Origin of the sequence: Vaginella massiliensis, from assembly GCF_900089075.1 — a bacterium.
Classification (GTDB): domain Bacteria; phylum Bacteroidota; class Bacteroidia; order Flavobacteriales; family Weeksellaceae; genus Weeksella; species Weeksella massiliensis_A.
On record NZ_LT593747.1, the window covers coordinates 612194 to 632023 of the forward strand.

Annotated in this window: 19 protein-coding genes and 1 pseudogene; 15 read left to right on the forward strand and 5 right to left on the reverse strand. The window is 38.0% G+C overall.

Annotated elements, in window-relative coordinates:
- The first annotated feature begins 1 nt into the window (after position 1).
- Entirely contained in the window at positions 2–697 is a 696-nt protein-coding gene (locus BN8061_RS10215) for a potassium channel family protein (RefSeq protein ID WP_068599016.1), read from the forward strand.
- A 63-nt stretch (positions 698–760) separates the two neighbouring features.
- Here BN8061_RS10215 and BN8061_RS10220 read toward each other — a convergent pair whose 3' ends face one another.
- Positions 761–1078 carry a cupin domain-containing protein gene (locus BN8061_RS10220; protein WP_068599018.1) on the reverse strand — a complete coding sequence of 106 codons (318 nt, stop codon included), beginning with the start codon at positions 1076–1078 and terminating at the stop codon, positions 761–763.
- A gap of 191 nt (positions 1079–1269) precedes the next feature.
- Between BN8061_RS10220 and dcm the strand changes: the two are divergent.
- Positions 1270–2506, forward strand: a pseudogene (gene dcm / locus BN8061_RS12420) (DNA (cytosine-5-)-methyltransferase).
- Positions 2507–2729: 223 nt separating this feature from the next.
- Positions 2730–3023: a response regulator gene (locus BN8061_RS10230; RefSeq protein WP_068599019.1), complete on the forward strand. Its 294-nt coding sequence runs from the start codon at positions 2730–2732 to the stop codon at positions 3021–3023.
- 170 nt (positions 3024–3193) lie between these two features.
- On the opposite strand, the gene BN8061_RS10235 is transcribed toward BN8061_RS10230, so the two are convergent.
- Together BN8061_RS10235 and BN8061_RS10240 are read right to left on the reverse strand one after the other, a co-directional pair.
- Positions 3194–4723: an IS1182 family transposase gene (locus BN8061_RS10235; protein WP_068599021.1), complete on the reverse strand. Its 1530-nt coding sequence runs from the start codon at positions 4721–4723 to the stop codon at positions 3194–3196.
- A gap of 176 nt (positions 4724–4899) precedes the next feature.
- Positions 4900–5337 carry a hypothetical protein gene (locus tag BN8061_RS10240; RefSeq protein WP_068599023.1) on the reverse strand — a complete coding sequence of 146 codons (438 nt, stop codon included), beginning with the start codon at positions 5335–5337 and terminating at the stop codon, positions 4900–4902.
- A 546-nt stretch (positions 5338–5883) separates the two neighbouring features.
- On the opposite strand from BN8061_RS10240, the gene BN8061_RS10245 reads away from it, so the two are divergent.
- The 7 genes from BN8061_RS10245 to BN8061_RS10275 all read left to right on the forward strand — a co-directional run bounded on the left by BN8061_RS10245 (position 5884) and on the right by BN8061_RS10275 (position 13708).
- Positions 5884–7173 carry an adenylosuccinate synthase gene (locus BN8061_RS10245; protein ID WP_068599576.1) on the forward strand — a complete coding sequence of 430 codons (1290 nt, stop codon included), beginning with the start codon at positions 5884–5886 and terminating at the stop codon, positions 7171–7173.
- Positions 7173–8072 (forward strand): fructosamine kinase family protein, encoded by a 900-nt coding sequence (locus BN8061_RS10250; protein ID WP_235802740.1) that lies wholly within the window; start codon positions 7173–7175, stop codon positions 8070–8072. The genes BN8061_RS10245 and BN8061_RS10250 overlap by 1 nt, the downstream gene beginning before the upstream one ends.
- A gap of 22 nt (positions 8073–8094) precedes the next feature.
- Positions 8095–9525 carry an adenylosuccinate lyase gene (gene purB, locus BN8061_RS10255; RefSeq protein ID WP_068599025.1) on the forward strand — a complete coding sequence of 477 codons (1431 nt, stop codon included), beginning with the start codon at positions 8095–8097 and terminating at the stop codon, positions 9523–9525.
- A gap of 153 nt (positions 9526–9678) precedes the next feature.
- Positions 9679–10728 (forward strand): tRNA preQ1(34) S-adenosylmethionine ribosyltransferase-isomerase QueA, encoded by a 1050-nt coding sequence (queA, locus tag BN8061_RS10260; RefSeq protein WP_068599581.1) that lies wholly within the window; start codon positions 9679–9681, stop codon positions 10726–10728.
- Positions 10729–10730: 2 nt separating this feature from the next.
- Positions 10731–11777, forward strand: coding sequence for a dual-specificity RNA methyltransferase RlmN (gene rlmN, locus BN8061_RS10265; protein WP_068599027.1), 1047 nt, complete (start codon positions 10731–10733; stop codon positions 11775–11777).
- Entirely contained in the window at positions 11774–12721 is a 948-nt protein-coding gene (locus BN8061_RS10270; protein WP_068599028.1) for a hypothetical protein, read from the forward strand. The genes rlmN and BN8061_RS10270 overlap by 4 nt, the downstream gene beginning before the upstream one ends.
- Before the next feature lie 54 nt (positions 12722–12775).
- Complete coding sequence (locus BN8061_RS10275; RefSeq protein ID WP_068599584.1) at positions 12776–13708, forward strand: polyprenyl synthetase family protein; 933 nt, start codon at positions 12776–12778, stop codon at positions 13706–13708.
- A gap of 27 nt (positions 13709–13735) precedes the next feature.
- On the opposite strand, the gene BN8061_RS10280 is transcribed toward BN8061_RS10275, so the two are convergent.
- The gene (locus BN8061_RS10280) at positions 13736–14995 is read right to left on the reverse strand and encodes a metallophosphoesterase (protein WP_235802741.1); all 1260 of its coding nucleotides are present in this window, start codon (positions 14993–14995) and stop codon (positions 13736–13738) included.
- 107 nt (positions 14996–15102) lie between these two features.
- On the opposite strand from BN8061_RS10280, the gene BN8061_RS10285 reads away from it, so the two are divergent.
- Together BN8061_RS10285 and BN8061_RS10290 are read left to right on the forward strand one after the other, a co-directional pair.
- Positions 15103–16326 carry a CobW family GTP-binding protein gene (locus BN8061_RS10285; protein ID WP_068599031.1) on the forward strand — a complete coding sequence of 408 codons (1224 nt, stop codon included), beginning with the start codon at positions 15103–15105 and terminating at the stop codon, positions 16324–16326.
- Between the two features lie 75 nt (positions 16327–16401).
- Positions 16402–16737 carry a DMT family transporter gene (locus tag BN8061_RS10290; RefSeq protein WP_068599033.1) on the forward strand — a complete coding sequence of 112 codons (336 nt, stop codon included), beginning with the start codon at positions 16402–16404 and terminating at the stop codon, positions 16735–16737.
- 542 nt (positions 16738–17279) lie between these two features.
- Here the strand turns inward: BN8061_RS10290 and BN8061_RS10295 are convergent.
- Entirely contained in the window at positions 17280–18095 is an 816-nt protein-coding gene (locus BN8061_RS10295; protein WP_068599034.1) for a 2,3,4,5-tetrahydropyridine-2,6-dicarboxylate N-succinyltransferase, read from the reverse strand.
- An 86-nt stretch (positions 18096–18181) separates the two neighbouring features.
- On the opposite strand from BN8061_RS10295, the gene ruvX reads away from it, so the two are divergent.
- Genes ruvX through BN8061_RS10310 form a run of 3 tightly spaced genes read left to right on the forward strand, consistent with a single transcriptional unit; the run spans position 18182 to position 19827 of the window.
- Positions 18182–18592: a Holliday junction resolvase RuvX gene (ruvX, locus tag BN8061_RS10300; protein WP_068599036.1), complete on the forward strand. Its 411-nt coding sequence runs from the start codon at positions 18182–18184 to the stop codon at positions 18590–18592.
- A 36-nt stretch (positions 18593–18628) separates the two neighbouring features.
- Positions 18629–19201 (forward strand): peptide deformylase, encoded by a 573-nt coding sequence (gene def / locus BN8061_RS10305; protein WP_068599038.1) that lies wholly within the window; start codon positions 18629–18631, stop codon positions 19199–19201.
- Between the two features lie 23 nt (positions 19202–19224).
- The gene (locus BN8061_RS10310; RefSeq protein ID WP_068599040.1) at positions 19225–19827 is read left to right on the forward strand and encodes a DUF5606 family protein; all 603 of its coding nucleotides are present in this window, start codon (positions 19225–19227) and stop codon (positions 19825–19827) included.
- Positions 19828–19830 lie beyond the last annotated feature (3 nt).

Consider the following 19830-nt stretch of genomic DNA (forward strand, 5'->3'; position numbering starts at 1 on the left):
CATGAGAATAATTATTATAGGATTAGGAAACTTTGGTGAATCACTAGGGCAGAAAATGGCAAAATTGGGGCACGAAGTGATTGGCGTAGATAATAAAATGACAAAAGTAGACTCGCTGAAAGATAAATTATCGTACACCATTTGCATGGATGCAACAGACGAAACCGCCGTGCGAAAACTCCCGATAGACAATACCGATATCGTAATTGTGAGTATTGGCGAAGACGAAGGAGCCAATATTATGGTGACGGCAATTTTCAAGAATATGAATGTAAAAAGACTCATAAGCCGCGCCATAAATCCTCTTCACGAAAATGTTTTGCAAGCCATTGGCATTACAGAAATCATAAGACCCGAAGCCGAATCGGCAGAACGATGGACCAAAAAACTAAATGTACAAGGAGTACTCGACTCGTTCGAACTCAACAAAAAATTTAGCATTATCGAGGTTGAAACACCCAAAGAATTGGTCGGAAAAACCTTTGACGAAATACAATTCAAGAAAAATTACAATATCCTTGTCCTGACCATTATTCAGCAAAAAGAAGAAGCAAGTTTTTTGGGACAGCACAAAATTGTACCCGAGGTGAAAGGTTTCCCTTCATCAACCACCGTAATAGAACCTCGCGATGTGTTGGTAATCTATGGTGCAAACGACGACGTGTACAAGTTTCTGAAAAAATACGCCATCCACTAGAATGCTAAAATATAAATTGTAATATAAAAGGCTTCTCGTCTATTTTACTCACGAGAAGTTTTTTTATACCGATTTGGTATTGATGCTTAGCCTTACTATGCTATCTTCTTCTGCAACAAGATCATGAAACAAATTGGCGTCCAAGGCGATCATCATTCCTTTTTCCAAGATAAATCGTTCGCTATCTTCCAATCCGAAATCAATTTTTCCTTCTAAAACCTGCACCACAATTGGGTGAGGCGCTTTATGTTTTTTCAATTCTTGTCCTTTTCTGAAACAGATACGCACTTCTTTGGAATGCTCGATTTTCAAGATTGCTTTGAGAACAGGATTTTGTTCTCCATACACCAAATCGTCGTAAAATGAAGCAGTTGTTGCCATAAATATTCGTACTTAATTTTCTCTGTACAATGTACGCTTTTTTCATCAGTTTAAAAATATAATCGACCAACAAATCGGGAAAGTTGATTTAATAATCTTAAATCTTATGAGTATATACTTAAAATTATATTTTTAAAACCGTTACTTTTTACTAAAATTATAATCATTGTCTAACGCTGTACAGTTGGGTTATGAATGATTATATAACAATTTCTGAAGTAGCAAAATTGCTAAACAAAAGTACGAAAACACTGCGTCGTTGGGATGAGGAAGGATAATTGTAGGCAGTTCGTGAACCCATAAGCAACTATAGGGTTTATAAAAAGAAGAAGTCGAAACTTTGTTTGCAGAATTTTTAAACAATGATGTTCAAGATCATGTTTCGAATTTTGTTGAACCAGAAAACAACTATACTGTTCTAGAATTATTTGCTGGCGCAGGCGGCTTGGCTGTTGGGCTATAAAAACCTGGTTTACACTATGTTGCACTAAACGAAATTGACAAACACGCTTGCGAAACGCTACGAAAAAATCGACCGAATTGGAATATTGTAGAAGACGATATCAAAGATTTTGACTTCTCAGAATACCATAATAAAGTAGATGTCGTGACTGGAGGTTTCCCTTGTCAGGCTTTTAGTTATACTGGGAAAAGATTGGGTTTCGAAGATGCAAGAGGTACTTTGTTTTATGAATTTGCTCGCGTTGTAAAAGAAGTAAATCCACCGATTTGTGTTGGCGAAAATGTGAAAGGACTTTTGAATCACGATAACGGAAACACCTTGAATGGGATGATTTCGGTATTGGATGAAATTGGCTACAACGTAGCCCCGGTTGAGGTTTTGAAAGCAGTAAACTACAAAGTCCCACAAAAACGTGAACGTCTGATTTTGGTCGGAATTAGAAAGGATATTGATTTGAAATTCGAATATCCAAAACCTTATAAAAAAATATATAATCTTGTAGACGCACTAAAAAAAGGAGAATTGTTGATGCTGATGTACCAAAATCACCTGGTTCAAAATACCCAGAAAGTAAAAAATGGGTTTTAGATTTGGTTCCGCCAAAAGGCTATTGGCGCGATTTACCAGTAGACATTCAAAAAGAATATATGGGAGCGAGTTTCTATCTTAGGGGCGGAAAAACGGGCATGGCAAGACGAATTGGTTGGGACGAACCTAGTTTGACTTTAACTTGTAGCCCAGCACAAAAACAAACCGAACGATGCCACCCAGACGAAACGCGTCCATTTACGTTTAGAGAATATGCAAGAATACAAACCTTTCCAGATGATTGGGTGTTCGTTGGTCCTATGGCTCAACAGTACAAACAAATCGAGAATGCGGTTCCAATAAATTGGGGTTGTGAAGTTGGCTACTCAATTGTTGGTTTTTTGAATGCTTATTACAAGTTATCAAATCCCAAATAATAGCTGTAATTCTCAAAAATGATTTGATCGAGAATAGAACGTATAGATTTTTCAGTTTCGGATGTGATTTCGTCTAAAGCCGAATTTTCTTTTATCGACCTATCTTTTTCGACTGATTTTAGATAATCATCAACCACCACCCTTCTATCAAGACAACGTACACTTCGCAAGACAACATTACCAAATAATTGTAAATTTGTAATTCTTAAAAAGGTAAATAATTTTGAATAAAGTATTGATTATAGACGACGAAGAAAAACTGAGAAATCTGCTTTCTAAAATTATCAGTTTAGAAGGGTTCGAGGTTTTTCAAGCACCTACTATCACATTAGAATTGAAAAGATTAGAATCGAACGATATCGATGTGGTCATCTGCGATTTGAAATTGCCAGACGGAAATGGAATAGAAACAGCGAAAATCATAAAAAAACAAACATCCAGAAGTAGAAGTTATTCTTCTTCCCGCTTATGGCACAATTACAGACGGCGTGCAAGCCATGAAAAACGGCGCTTTTGATTATATCACCAAAGGCGATGACAACAATAGGAGTAGGCGTATAAATACTTTTCTGTAGTAGAGAAGCCGTCTCGTTTATAAAATCGAGACGGTTTTTTTATGATTAAAAAATTGAGGTCAAAAACCAACTCAATTTAATAATTTAGAAAAAGATGAGTTATTATTCTTGTTTACGCACTCATCTTTTTCAGATTATGAGCTAAAGCATGCAATCCGAACTCTAATTCCACTTTTTCAATTCCTTTTAGGGTAAATCTTTTGAAGTTTCGGTTGTGTTTGAGTTGGGCAAATGTAGGTTCGACATCAGCAGTTCTTTGTTTTCTTCTTATTTCTCCGATATCGGATGTGAGAAGTTCTCTTGCTTTTTGTTTGTGGTATTCTAATTTATGGTTCCTTTCTACTGTCCTGTTGTTTTTCCCCTTGAAGCACTGGCTTCTGAGCGGACATCCATTGCAGTTTTTAGCGCTATAACAACTATAGGTTTGCTTATATCCTGACTTTGTTTGGACTTTTCGCTCACCGCGCTTTTCCATACGTTGTCCCATCGGGCATACATAAAAATCTTGCGCTTCATTATAATAGAGTGAGTCTCGTTCAAAGGGTTTGGGATTTTTTCTTTTCTTTGATTTACCTTGTTCTTGGTCAAAGGTGTAGAACTTTACAAAGGCTTTGATTGCTTTGTCCTCCAAAAGTTCGTAATTTTCTTCACTTCCGTATCCTGCATCTGCGGTGAGTTCTTCGGGAAGCTCATTGTAGAGTTTTTTATGGTTTTCTAAATGAGGTTTTAAAGTATGAATGTCGTTGGTGTCTTGATGTAAGGTATAGTTGACGATGATTTGGTTTTCGGTGCTGATTTGTGCATTGTAGCCGGGTTTTAATTGTCCGTTCTGCATGTGGTCGTCCTTCATGCGCATAAAGGTCGCATCGGGATCGGTTTTGCTGTAGGAGTTGCGTTCTTGTAGTAACTTTTCTTGTTCTTGGTATTTCTTTAAGTTTGGCGCAAAATTCTTTTGGATGTAACGGGATTTGGCTTTTTTCTTTGGATCGTCAGACTTTTCTTTTAGGATTCGGTTGATTTTATCTGCGGCTTGTTGGACTTTTTCAGGATCAAGTTTTTTGAACTCCGGTGGCTCGGGATCTTGGTCTTCTTCATCAGCAACGCACTGCGCGTATTGCCACATATCCTCTAATTGTTTGATCATTTTCTCCCGATTGGTCTTGATGGAATTTCCCCAGACAAAGGTGTATCTTCCAGCTACCGATTCTATTTTGGTACCGTCTGTATAAACTCGTTTGAGACTCACTAATTTTTCTTCTACCAAAAGCAATACCACTTGTTTGAAGATGTCTTTGAATACGGCTTTTAACTTATTGCTTCGAAATCGGGCTATCGTATTATGGTCGATGCTTTCTCTACCAGAAAGCCACATAAAGTTTATGTTCTCATTGAGGGCTTTTTCGATCTTTCTACTGGAATAAATATTGTCCATATAAGCGTAAACCATCACTTTGAGCATCATTTTAGGATGATAACTAGGATGACCTTCCCGACTGTAAGTTTCTAAAAGAGGTTTTAAGTCTATCTTCTCAACTACGTTGTTTACGATTCTTACTGGATGATTAGTCGGAATTAATTCTTCTATCGAAGGTGGAAATAACCAGTTTTGGGATTGGTTATATTCTTTAATTCTATAGTTCATTTCGCTGAAAATTAAGTAGTTAAATATAGTGAATTCTATATTAATCACCTAATAATCAATCCATTATTTATATAAAAAAACCGCCTCAGTTGTGAGACGGCTTCTTTCATTATATCAGTTTGATATTCATCAATATAGAACACCTCTACCCTTTTGATATTAGAAACGCATTAAGGTTAATTCGTTGGATAAGTTACCGTTTTCGTACAATCACCTATTCCCCCACCACATGGGCTACATTTAACTCCGCTAGCATCTGGCACACAACCATTAGAAGTAGCGCAAATTTTACTTGTACAAGTTATTCCATCTTCGATCAAGCTGTTGTTTGAAGCATCGTATTTCAACAAGGTTGTAGCGGTGTACTCATTGTCAAAAACCGTTCTCAAATAAAATTTACCATCAATTTCTACAACAGATGATTCCAAAACCTTTTCACTTCCATCGAAACCATCCAATAAATCAGCTGATTTTAATTCATATTTTAATTTATTGACGATGGAAGTTCTGTGATTTTCATCTAGTTCTGGATTCTTTTTACCGTCATCGGAATGTGTACAAGATAAATTAGCTAAAAGAATTCCTGAAAATAAAATTTTAAAAATTGTTTTCATATTGTCTTTTTTTTATGCTCATTTATGGTCACGAGCGGTTATCGACCCATTGGCAAAATTTCGATCATCATTTCAATGATACAAACGATTTTCTCTGTTAGCGATTGACTTTTAGGCATTGTTTATACGTCTTTATAAAATTTAACCCAATTGTTTTTTATCGTTTAAAATTCATTTCAACACTGAAGAAATGATCACCAACGGCTAACAGTTTAACCACACTGGCAAAGAAAACCAACGTCTACTCTAGCCCGAAAAGCAAAACTGCTCGCTTATTTTCACAAGTTAATAAAAAAATTTTATAAATAAAAGAGTTTTGAATGAGAAAATTGTGGGATTTCAAAGAAAACCTTTAGCAGGCTACTTTCACATCTTTCGAAAATACTACGCTCAAACAATCAATATACCTTTAAGGAAAATAGTCTATTTTAGAACCGAAATAAGTTATTCTATTTTTAAAGAAAACTTTTCAGAAATAATTGGAAGAGGCTTAACATTAACTTAAATTTGCAACAAACAAACACAAAACAAAATAACAATACTTGCATGTCAACAAATGTAGTGGTCGGCCTACAATGGGGCGACGAAGGAAAAGGAAAAATCACCGATGTCTTGGCAGAGAAATCGGATTATGTAGTTCGCTATCAAGGTGGTAACAACGCTGGACACACGGTGTATGTGGGCGACGACAAATTTGTCTTGCACCTTTTACCCTCTGGGGTATTGCAATGCAAAGGAAAATGCATCATTGCCAATGGCGTGGTGGTCAACCCAGAAGCTTTCTTCAACGAGATAGAAAAACTAGAGTCGAGAGGTCTCAACACCGATCATGTTTTCATCAGTCGACGAGCACACATCATCATGCCTTATCATATTCTTTTGGATGAATATCGAGAAGAATTTGCTGGTCTAGACGGACAAATCGGAACTACCAAACGCGGTATTGGTCCATGCTACGAAGACAAAGTGGCTCGAGTTGGAATCAGAGCGATCGATTTATTGAATCCGGATATTTTAGCTGCCAAAATCAAAGAAAATTTGGTGGTAAAAAATGCACTTTTCGAAAAATTATTCGAAAAAGAACCGCTGAAATTCGAAGATATTTATCAGAAATACCTCGATTATGGCGAAAAATTAAAATCCAGAATCATCGATTCAGAATTAGAAATCAACCAAGCCATAGACGAAGGTAAAACAGTACTTTTCGAAGGCGCACAAGCACTGATGCTGGATATAGATTTTGGTACCTACCCTTTTGTTACCTCATCTTCTCCAACCACTGGTGGTGTTTGTGTGGGCGCAGGCGTACCTCCGACCAAACTACAAAACATGATTGGGGTCTCTAAAGCCTATTGTACACGGGTAGGAAACGGACCTTTCCCAACCGAATTGGACAACGAATTGGGCGAACAAATTCGTCAAGTTGGTCACGAATTTGGTGCCTCTACCGGAAGACCAAGACGCACAGGCTGGCTAGATTTGGTAGCACTGAAACACGCTTGCATGATCAACGGCATCACCCATTTGGTCATCACCAAACTCGATGTATTGTCTAATATCGACACCATCAATATTTGTACAGCCTACAAAACAGAAGACGGTAAAATCATCGACTATTTCACCTCTTCTACCACCAAACTAGACTTGTACGAACCCATTTACGAATCTTTACCAGGCTGGCAAGAAGACATTACCAAGATCAATTCGTTCGACGAGTTGCCGCAAACTGCCCAAGATTACATTCATTACATAGAGCGTTATCTGGGCATCGAGGTTTATTTGGTCTCTGTAGGGCCAGAGCGGTCGCAAAATATTATTAGAACAACCTTGTTTTAATGCAAAAAAAGTCTGATGTTTATCGGACTTTTATTGTTTTTGTCATGAACGAAATTCTAAAAAAAATAGCTTCATCGCCTCTACAGTTCGACGAGGCATTTCCGGTCGAAGGTGGCGATATCAACGATGCCTTTCGATTAGAAAAAGATGGGCACTATTACTTTTTGAAATTGAATATCGCCGATTCGTTTCCCGAAATGTTTCGCAAAGAAGCCTATTCGTTAGACTTTTTAGGAAAGATCAACGACCTAAAAATTCCTAAAACAATCGCCGTCGGAATTTCGGAAGATAATTATCAGTATTTGATTTTAGAATGGATAGAAAAAGTAACTCCTACTCCCCGATCTTGGCAAAATTTAGGACAGGATTTGGCAAAAATTCATCGACAAACTCACGAAACATTTGGTTGGCAAGAAGATAATTACATCGGCATCATTGTGCAAAACAACGCTCCAAAAACAAAATGGAGTGATTTTTATGCCGAAAATAGGCTGTTGCCTCTAACCAAAATGCTGTTCGATGAGAAACTCATCACCAACAAAGATGCTCAGCTTACCGAACAAATTTGCAAACGCTTAGATGAAATTTTCCCAAACGAAGCGCCTGCACTTTTACACGGTGATTTGTGGAATGGCAACATTTTACCAACGCATCAAGATCGGGTCGCTTTCATCGATCCGGCTTGTTACTTTGGGCACCGAGAAATGGATATAGCCATGACCAAATTGTTTTCGGGTTTCGATGAAAATTTCTATGCAAGTTATCAAGAACATTATCCCTTAGAGCAAAAATGGGAAGAACGAATTCCGTACGCACAACTATTTCCTTTGATGATTCATGCACTTTTATTCAAAGGATATTATATAAACGAAGTGCAAAATATGTTGAAAAAGCTTTAAAAAAACAAAATACCACGACATCATGAATAAATATCAAAATCCGCTAGAAAGTCGTTATGCAAGCGACGAAATGTTGTACAATTTCTCACCCGAAAAAAAATTCACCACTTGGCGTAAATTATGGATTGCTTTGGCAGAAATCGAAAAAGATTTGGGTTTAGATATCACAGACGAACAAATAAATGAACTGAAAGCAAACGAAACCCATATCGATTATGCAAAGGCAGCCGAATACGAAAAGAAGTTTCGCCACGATGTGATGGCTCACGTACACGCCTACGGAGACGTAGCTCCAAAAGCAAAAGGAATTATTCACTTGGGGGCAACCTCTACTTTTGTTGGAGATAATACAGATTTGATCCAAATACGCGACGGATTCGAATTGGTAAAAAAACAATTGGTCAACGTCATCAACGGATTAGCCAAATTTGCAAAAGAATACAAAGACTTGCCTACCTTAGGGTTTACCCACTATCAGCCAGCGCAATTGAGCACAGTTGGCAAACGCGCTACGCTTTGGTTGCAATCTGTTTTGTTAGATTTGGAAGAATTAGAATTCAGAATAGAAACCTTACGTTTTCGAGGTGTAAAAGGCACCACAGGTACAGCAGCCTCGTTCAAAGAATTGTTCAACGGCGATTACGAAAAAGTAAAAAAACTAGATTTGGAGTTATCGGCAAGATTTGGCTTCAACAATGTTTTTGCAGTGTCTGGACAAACCTATGATCGAAAAATAGACGCACAGGCGTTAGAAATCTTGGCTAATATTGCCCAATCTGCACACAAATTCACCAACGATTTGCGCTTGTTGCAAAACCTAAAAGAAATCGAAGAGCCATTCGAAAAAAATCAGATCGGCTCATCGGCAATGGCATACAAAAGAAACCCAATGCGTTCTGAGCGAATAGCTTCTTTGGCTAAATTTGTAATTTCACTTGCCTCATCGCCCCAAATGGTAGCCGCAACCCAATGGTTCGAGCGCACCTTAGACGACTCTGCCAACAAACGCCTTTCTATTCCGCAAGCTTTCTTAGCCATCGATTCTATCTTGCTCATATGGAACAATATTTTGGAAGGCTTGGTCGTTTACCCCAAAATTATCGAAAAACGAATACAAGAAGAATTACCATTCATGGCAACAGAATATATCATTATGGAAGGGGTAAAAAACGGTGGAGACCGCCAAGAACTTCACGAAATCATCCGTACACATTCTATGGAAGCAGCTAAGCAAGTGAAAATAGAAGGAAAATCGAACGATCTCATCGAACGAATCTTAAACGATGAAAACGTGAAAATTGACAAACAAAAATTATTGGAATTGATGAACCCGAAGAATTTCATTGGTTTTGCACCCGAGCAAACAGAAGAATTCTTGAAAACAGAAGTCGAGCCAATTTTAGAAAAATATAAAGATCTTTTGGGTAATCTCAATACCGATCTGAAGGTATAAACCTAACGAAGCTGTTTCCACTGCGAGGCAGCTTTTTTGTTTCTAAAAATAATAAAATTAAAAGAACAAAGCGAATAAACAGACCAATTATAAGATAAACTTGACAAACGGGTATCGGATATCGTATATTTGTAAAAATTTTGTCTTATGAAAATGAAAACTTCCGATTTCGATTTCAAATTGCCACCAGAATTGTTGGCAGAAAGACCTTCGGAACAACGCGACGAAGCACGATTGATGGTGATACACCGCGATACTGGAAAAATAGAACATCGACTCTTCAAAGACCTTATCGACTATTTTGACGAAGGCGACGTGATGATTCGTAACAATACAAAAGTATTTCCTGCACGATTGATGGGAAATAAAGAAAAAACAGGAGCACAAATAGAAGTGTTCTTATTACGTGAACTCGACCCAGAAACTAGACTATGGGATGTTTTGGTCGATCCTGCTCGAAAAATAAGAATTGGAAACAAATTATTTTTCGATGATGATGATACATTGGTTGCAGAAGTTGTCGACAACACCACTTCACGTGGGCGAACCCTGCGTTTCTTATTCGATGGATCGTACGAAGAGTTCCGCTCGAAACTAAAAGAAATCGGTGAAACTCCACTTCCAAAATACATCAAGCGTGAAGCCGACAGCGAAGACATAGAGCGCTACCAAACCATCTATGCCAAAGAAGAAGGCGCAGTGGCAGCTCCTACAGCAGGCCTACACTTTTCTAAACATTTATTGAAACGATTAGAAATCAAAGGAGTAGATTTTGCAGAGCTGACCTTGCACATCGGATTAGGAACTTTCATGCCTGTAGAGGTAGAAGATTTGTCGAAACACAAGATGGAATCTGAGCAAGTCATCATTCCCCAAGAATCGGCAGACATCGTCAATCGAGCGATCGATAACAAAAGAAAAGTTTGTGCCATCGGGACAACCTCGATGCGTTCAATCGAAAGTTCGGTTTCTGCAGATGGTCATTTGAATCCTTTCAATGGTTGGACCAATAAATTCATCTATCCACCATACGATTTCAGTATTGCCAACTGCATGATCACCAATTTTCACACTCCAAAATCGACCTTGTTGATGATGATTTCTGCATTTGCAGGACACGAAATTACCATGAAAGCATACGAAGAAGCTGTAAAAGAAGGATACAAATTCTACTCTTATGGTGATGCGATGCTAATATTATAAGCGTGAATACAGCAAAAAAAGATATTCGAAAACTCTCACAAGAAGAGTTAGAAACCTACTTCAACTCGATTGGCGAAAAAACATTTCGTGCCAAACAAGTCTACGAATGGCTTTGGAAGAAAAATGCGCATCAGTTCGATGACATGACCAATCTTTCTAAATCGTTACGAGAAACCTTGGGCGAACAATTTATGATTCAACCAGTTGAAGTAGATCTTCTACAAAAATCGAACGATGGAACCATCAAAAACGCTGTGAAATTGCACGATGGCAACATCGTAGAATCTGTATTGATCCCAACCGACAACCGAACGACCGCTTGTGTCTCTTCGCAAGTTGGTTGCAGCCTCGATTGTACATTCTGCGCTACAGCTCGACTGAAACGAATGCGAAACCTTACCGCGGCAGAGATTGTAGATCAAGTGGTCATTATAGACGAAGAAAGTAAACGATACTTCAATCGACCGCTGAGCAACATTGTGTTCATGGGGATGGGCGAACCCTTGCTTAATTATAATGAAGTAATCTCGGCAATAAAAAAAATTACAACAGATGAAGGTCTGGGCATGTCACCAAGAAGAATCACACTCTCGACTTCGGGTATTCCGAAAATGATCGAAAAACTCGCTGACGAAGATCTCAAAATAAAATTAGCTGTATCGCTACACGCCGCTCGAGAAGAGGTGCGAAACCTCATCATGCCTTTCTCGGTTAAATTTCCACTCAGCGAATTGGCTCAAAGCCTCGAATATTGGTACGCAAAAACCAAAAGTAAAGTTACCTTTGAATATATCGTGTGGAATGGTATAAACGACAAAAAGGAAGATGTAGAGGCGCTTGTAAAATTCTGCAAAAGAATTCCGTCGAAAGTAAACATTATCGAGTATAATGCCATAGACGACGGGCAATATCAACAAGCCTCAGAAAAAGCAATGAATCTCTACATCGATACTTTAGAAAAAAACAATATCGTAGTCAACGTTCGTCGTAGTCGCGGTAAAGATATTGATGCAGCGTGCGGACAATTGGCAAACAAATCGATCGAATGATGAAGAAACTAGCAACTCTTATTACCTTTATTGCGTTTCAGCTCCATGTTTATTCCCAAAAAATAGATTCGATATACATCGAAACCAATCAGTTGAGATCGCTTGTATTGCCTGAAAAAATCATAGAGATTTCGGCATTAGAATTCGACCAGCAATCAACTCCAGATACACCATTATTTTGGGCTTTGAACGATAGCCACAATGCCAATGAAATCTACCTTTTCGACGGACTTACTGGCGAGGTCACCAATACCGTAATTTTAGACGGCGTACCCAATACCGATTGGGAAGAAATCACCCAAGACGAAGACTTTATCTACGTCGGCGATTTTGGAAATAATTTAGGAAATCGTAAAGATTTAACCATTTATACCCTAGACAAAAATCTAATCGACTACAGCAAAGCGACGCAGACGGTAACGGTAGATAAGATTGAGTTTTATTATCCCGAACAAGACACCTTCAAAATAAAAAATCGAAAAAACGATTACGATTTAGAAGCATTTTTTGCCTATAATGGCAAACTCCACTTGTTTTCGAAAGAATGGGCGAGTCTAAAAACAACGCACTACACATTAGACCCAAAAATAAAAGAAAAACAAGCTGCAAAGAAAATCAACACTTTCCATACCCAATTTTTGGTCACAGCTGCCCATATAAGCGAACATCCAGCCACCAAAGGCGTGTATTTGCTGGGCTACACCAAAGAAGGCATTGCCTTTATCAATTGGTACGATTTGGAAGAAGGAAACGAAGATTTCTTATCGGCAAAAAACATAAAAGTTATTCCGTTTGGTTTTGCGAGTGATTTAGGGCAATTAGAAGGCATATCGGTCAACCCACAACGGAACGAAGTTTGTGCAAGTGGTGAAGAATTAAATTTCAGAGGAATGTATGCAAAGCAACAATTGCATTGTTTTCCTGCCAATTTACTAATCAAATAACGAGCAATTTTGAGCAAAACGAGTCAACTCATCAAAGAACCTATTGCTGAGGAAATGAAAATTTTCGAAGAAAAATTCTTCGAATCCATGAAAAGCAATGTTGCCTTATTAGACAGAATTACCTATTACATCGTTCGCCGAAAAGGAAAACAAATGCGTCCGATGTTTGTATTTCTCATCGCCAAAATGCTCGGTACAATTGATGAAAAAACCTATCGTGCCGCTTCGTTTATCGAACTCATCCATACCGCAACCCTCGTGCACGACGATGTAGTGGATGATAGCCATTTGCGAAGAGGATTTTTCTCACTGAATGTCTTATGGAAAAATAAAATTGCCGTGTTGGTTGGCGATTATTTTCTATCGAAAACTCTGATTATCTCTACCCGAAACAAAGATTTCGACCTACTGGAAACGGTTTCGGTTGCCATACAAGAATTATCGGAAGGTGAACTTTTGCAAATCGAAAAAGCTCGAAAATTAGACATCACAGAAGAAGTTTATTTCGAAATTATCCGTATGAAAACGGCAACGCTCATCGCTGCTTGTTGCAAAGCGGGCGCACTCTCAGTAGGTGCTGACGAAGAAACGGCAAGCAAACTTCATCGTTTTGGCGAGTTGGTTGGTATCGCTTTTCAGATAAAAGATGATTTGTTCGACTATACGACCTCAAACGCTATTGGCAAACCGGTAGGAATTGACATCAAGGAACAGAAAATGACGCTTCCGTTGATTTATACCTTAAACAATACCACGCCCGATAAAAAGAGATGGTTGATAAACTCTGTAAAACGGCATAATACCAATAAAAAACGAGTTCGAGAAATCATCGATTTTGTAAAGGGAAACGGCGGCATCGAATATACCCAAAAAATGATGAAACAGTATGCTGATGAGGCTTTGAAAATCTTAAAAGAATTCCCAGATAACGAGGCTAGACGTTCATTAGAATTGATGGTACAATATGTAATGGAAAGAGAAAATTAGGCTTCGGTTAAAAAAACACGAAACAACTCAATCCTTTTTATGGAGTTCTATCACGGTGATTTCGGGCCAAATCCCAATACGCCCCGGGAAGAAATGATACCCCAATCCTCTATTCACATATAAATACCGACCCGCATTTTCGTACAATCCAGCCCATTGTTTATAAATGTATTGAGAGGGCGACCATTTGATTCCTAAATCGGGAACCTCAATTCCCATCTGCATGCCATGCGTATGCCCCGAAAAAGTAAGGTGATAATGCAACGGATCATTTTTTATCACGTGTTCCCAATGAGACGGATCGTGAGTCATCAGAATTTTAAAATCTTTTGCATCGATTCCTTTAGTTGCTTTTGGCAAATCGGCGAGTTGTATAAAACGATGTCCCCAATTTTCTACTCCAACGAGTTGAATTGATGCGCCATTTTTTTCTAATGCAACATGCTCATTCAACAACAGGTGGAAGCCTATTTTCGCATAAGCTTGTTTTATTTTTTCGAGGTTGGCACGTTTGGCTGCTTCGCTTTCCCACTGTGTATATTCGCCATAATCGTGATTCCCCATTACGGCAAAATTACCAAACGGCGCTTGTTTTATTTCATTCAGAATTGGAATCCATTGATCGACTTCATCCCCAAAATTATTCACCAAATCGCCCGTAAACAGTATCAAATCGGCATTTTGCGCATTGATGAGCTTCACGGCTTCTACAATTTTATCCCGATCTCGACTCAAAATACTGCCTGTATGAAGATCAGAAATTTGAAGAATTTTCAGTCCATCAAAAGCAGAAGGCAAATCGCCAAAAGCAATTTTTTTGAGGTGAAGATGAAAATTGAATCGTCCCAATGAAATACCATGAATCACGCCCAAAAACGGAACCGCGGCCAGGGCAAGCGCTGCTTTTGCCACGAATGTTCGACGCTCGGGAAAATAGCGTTCAACTTTTTTGGGTCTTACTGTATAATTGAAAAGCGCGATAAAACCATTCACCACATCCTGGAAAAATACGGGCACAAAAACAAAGAATTTTGGTAAATACAACAAGACAAATAAACCCACCATCAACTGGAAACCGAATGTTTGACCCGCCGATAATTTCAAATTAAATGCCTGATATACAATAATTCCGATAATCGAAATGGTTGTAATCAAATAAATAAGTTTTGGAACAGTTTTGTTCTCAAAAGCAATTTTTACAGTACGATAAGTATAAAGTTCGACGACAATTGCTAAGATGAGAAATGGAATAAGTCGTTCTATCAAATCTTTGAAAATTTGTGTCAAAATTACCGTATTTTGTTGCAAAGTTTTCAGATTCTTTCGAGTTTTAACAATTATTTATAAAAGTAATTTCGCACAAAAGTCACTATCTTAACTCCAAATTAGCAAACATGGAAAATCGCATACCCGTAACGGTTTTATCGGGCTTTTTAGGAAGCGGAAAAACAACTTTACTCAATCATATTCTACACAATAAAGAAGGACTGAAAATTGCGCTCATTGTAAACGACATGGGCGAAGTGAACATAGACGCCAAAATGATCATGAACGATAATCCGCTGTTGGCATCGGATGGAAAAATGATCGAATTGTCGAATGGTTGTGTATGTTGTGAGTTGCAAGACGATCTGATTTTGGCTATTGAAAAAATCGCCAACGAAAAGAAATTCGATTACCTGGTGATCGAATCGTCTGGCATTTCGGATCCCGCTCCTATTGCGCTCTCGCTCGATTTTGTGAGTCCAGACGGAAAGATTAATTTACAAAACAAGGTTCGATTAGACACCTTGGTAACCGTGGTTGACGCATACAATTTTTTCAACAACTTCGGTACCGATGAAGTGATTTATGATCGTGGATTGACTGCGGACAAAAATGATAATCGCCCGATTGTAAATTTGCTCATAGACCAAATAGAATTCTCGAACGTTATCGTGCTCAATAAAACCGATTTGGTTGAGGAAGAAGAATTGCTAAAAATCAAAGTTCTTCTCGAAAAATTGAATCCGGGAGCAAAAATTATACCTTCTACTTTTGCCAACATCAACATCGAAGAAATTCTAAATACCAATTTGTTCGATTTCGAAAAAGCACAAGATATGGACGCTTGGGTGCAGGCAATCGAATCGGTAGATCATTCAGAACACCATCAGCACGATTGCGCAGGAGAAAATTGCACGCATCACGATCATTTACATGAAAAATTTGGTATAAAATCATTTGTTTTTCGTTCGCAAATACCCTTTCATGCCGAGCGATTTTTATCTTATCTCAACAATCAGTTTCCGAGCACAGTCTACCGCACGAAAGGATTGCTATGGCTTGCAAATCGTCCAGACGATGCCATTTTTCTGAGTCAAGCTGGCGGAAGTATACGCATCGATCCGGCTGGCGTTTGGTGGTCTGCAATGCCCGAAGAAGAGCGAAAACAATTTGCAGATTACCAAATCAATAAGGAAGATATCGAAAAAAAATGGTCTCCACTTTGGGGCGATCGAATCATCGAATTGGTCTTTATCGGATTTGATATGAACCAACAAAAAATTGAAAAAGAATTGGCTGCTTGTCAGCTGAATGAAGATGAAATTGCGAAATGGCAAACCCAATGGAATTGAGTTGCAATGCCAACAATTTCATAATAAAGCTATTAAAATCAAAAAACAAATTCAACAACCATCAACAATTAATTCATGAATTGGATTATTTTAATCGTCGCAGGTTTTTGCGAAGTCGGATTTACATTTAGTTTAGGAAAAGCCAAAGAAGCAACCGAAAAATCTACCGAATACCTTTGGTACGGTATGTTTTTACTTTTCTTAATCACCAGCATGGCACTACTGATCAAAGCGACTCAACATTTGCCATTGGGTACAGCCTACGCCGTTTGGACTGGGATTGGAGCCGTTGGCACCGTCTTGATGGGCATTTTCTTTTTCAAGGAGCCAATCAATTTTTGGCGTCTATTTTTTATCAGTACGCTGATTGCCTCTATCGTTGGCCTAAAGTACGTTTCAAGTCAAGGTTAAAAAACTTTAACTTTATTTTAACTGATTTTATTCTGATTTAATTTGTTTCGTATATGATTTTTGTCATATATTTGTAATAGAAATCAATTCAATTAAGTTTGAGTGATTTTCATTAAGTTTTACTTAAGGAGAGTCTGAAGACAATTTAGACTCTCTTTCTCTCCGAGAGTCGTTCAATTTATATATTTAAAAGTTTTGATATGAAACTGTCCGTAGTAAAGTTGCTTGCAAAAATGAGTTTCTTAAGAAAATTCATATAGCGTAAATGCATTTTATTACTTATTTATTATCAATGTTTTGTATCAAAGAAATGGTCTGAAAAGATCAATTCGAGAGAATCCTAAAGCAATTTGGGATTCTTTTTTTTTTATCCAATTTCACGAAAATCAGAAATAGCGAATTGGGCATCAAGGCTAATTATTTAATGTGCATTTCACGTACAACTTCCTACCATCATACAAAAAAAAACTGCCACCTCATGCTGATTTGTTACTCAGTAATCAACATATTGAGACAGTTTCTCGATGAATTTTAGTTGAAAATTATACCGCTACATTGTATTCGCGCAACGCGTCGTTCAACGATGTTTTGAGGTCTGTAGAGGGTTTTCGTTTTCCGATAATCAATGCACATGGAACCTGAAATTCACCAGCTGCAAAATTTTTGGTATACGAGCCCGGGATTACAACAGATCGTTCTGGCACATAGCCTTTGATTTCTACAGGTTCATCACCCGTAACGTCGATGATTTTGGTAGAAGCCGTGAGTACGACATTCGCCCCTAATACTGCTTCTTTACCAACCCTTACTCCTTCTACCACAATGCATCTAGAGCCGATAAACGCATTGTCTTCGATGATGACAGGCGCTGCTTGCAAAGGCTCTAACACACCTCCGATTCCTACACCTCCAGATAAATGTACATTCTTGCCAATCTGTGCGCAAGACCCAACCGTAGCCCAAGTATCTACCATAGTTCCCTCGTCTACATAGGCACCAATATTGACATAAGACGGCATCAAGATCACACCCGATGAGATGTAAGCCCCGTAGCGCGCAACAGCATTGGGCACAACGCGAATTCCTTTCTCGGCGTAATTGCGTTTCAGTTCCATCTTGTCGTGGTATTCAAAAATTCCGGCTTCTAGCGTCTCCATTTTCTGGATCGGGAAATACATCACCACAGCTTTTTTCACCCACTCGTTCACTTGCCAAGAATCACCATTGGGTTCTGCACATCTCAATTTACCTTGATCAATAAGCTCAATCACCTCGCGTATAGCATTTTGAGTATCAGTTTGTTGCAACAAATCTCGATTATCCCAAGCTTGCTCAATTATAGATTTTAAATTTTCCATTTGGTCTAAATATTTTTACAAATATAATGGCTTTATTAGGTAAAAAGCGACGGGAACGATAACTTTGCTATATTAACCTATAAATTATGGCGAGAATACTTGCTCTAGACTATGGCGGAAAACGCACTGGCGTAGCAACTACAGACGAAATGCAGCTCATCGCAAGCCCAATAGACACCATAGAAACCAACAAATTGATGGATTTTCTGACGCAGTATATTGCACAAGAAAAAGTATCGGATTTGGTCATTGGATTTCCACAAAAGCTAAACGGTGAGCTGAATGATATTGAAAAAGAGATCTTAGAATTCATCAAAAAATTCAGTCAAAAGTTCCCGAATATTACAATTCACCGCGAAAACGAAATGTTTACCAGTAAAATGGCTTCGCAGGCTTTGATTTCTGGCGGAATGAAGAAGAAAAAACGACAAGAAAAAGGCTCGCTCGACAAAATAAGTGCGACAATTATCTTACAATCGTTTTTATCAAGAAAATAAGAATTATATCTTTGCAAAAATTTTAGGTAGAAAAACATGGTCTTACCAATTATCGCTTATGGCGACCCTATTTTAAGAAAAGTAGCTTCTGATATTGATGAGCAATATCCGCATTTGGAAGAGTTGATTGCCAACATGTTCGATACCATGTACGATTCGAATGGAGTGGGATTGGCTGCCCCACAAATCGGAAAAGATATTCGGCTTTTTGTGGTTGATTGCTCACCGTTTGCTGAAGATGAAGACTATGAAGATGAAAAGGAGAAGATAGAAAATTTCAAAAAAGTTTTTATAAATCCAAAAAAAATCGAAACCTTTGGCGACGAATGGAAATTTAGTGAAGGATGCTTGAGCATTCCAGGTATTCACGAAGAAGTTTCGCGACCTGAATCGATTACCCTAGAGTATTACGACGAAAATTGGAACAAAAAAACCGAAACTTTTTCGGATATTCGTGCCCGAGTCATTCAACACGAATACGATCATTTGGAAGGAAAACTATTTATTGATTATATTTCGAACTTCAAAAAAAAGTTGATTAGTAACAAATTAAAGAATATTTCGAAGGGAAACATTTCGGTACATTACAAAATGAAATTCCCTTCATAGCGCTATTTTAAACATATACAATTATGGATTTAACAAGAGTTATTGCGATTTCTGGTAAACCAGGTTTATACAAATTAATCTCTCAAACACGCAGTGGATTTGTAGTAGAAGATTTAGACAAAGGTAGAAAAATGAACATTGCGGCAAACTACAATGTAAGTTTGTTGGACAACGTAGCGATTTATGGTGTTTCGCAAGAACATCCTTTAGCAGAAGTATTCTTCAGAATCTACAAAAAAGAAAACGGCGGACCAGCAATCAATCATAAAGAATCTGGTGCAAACCTGAGAGCCTATATGGAAGAAGTTTTACCAGAATATGATGCAGAACGTGTATATGATTCTGATTTGAAAAAATTGTTCCAATGGTACAATTTATTACAAAGCAAAGGACTATTGAATATTGATGTAGAAGCAGTAGAAAAAGCCATTGCAGAACACCAGGCACAAATGGAAGAAACACAAAATGAAGAAGCAGTAACGACTGAAGAAGCTCCGAAAGAAGAGAAAAAAACAAAAACAACGAGAGCCAAAAAAACCGAGGAAGTAGCTGAAGAAAAACCAAAGAAAAAACCAGCTGCTAAAAAAACTACCAAAAAAGAAGACCAAAAAGAAGACAAAGAATAATAC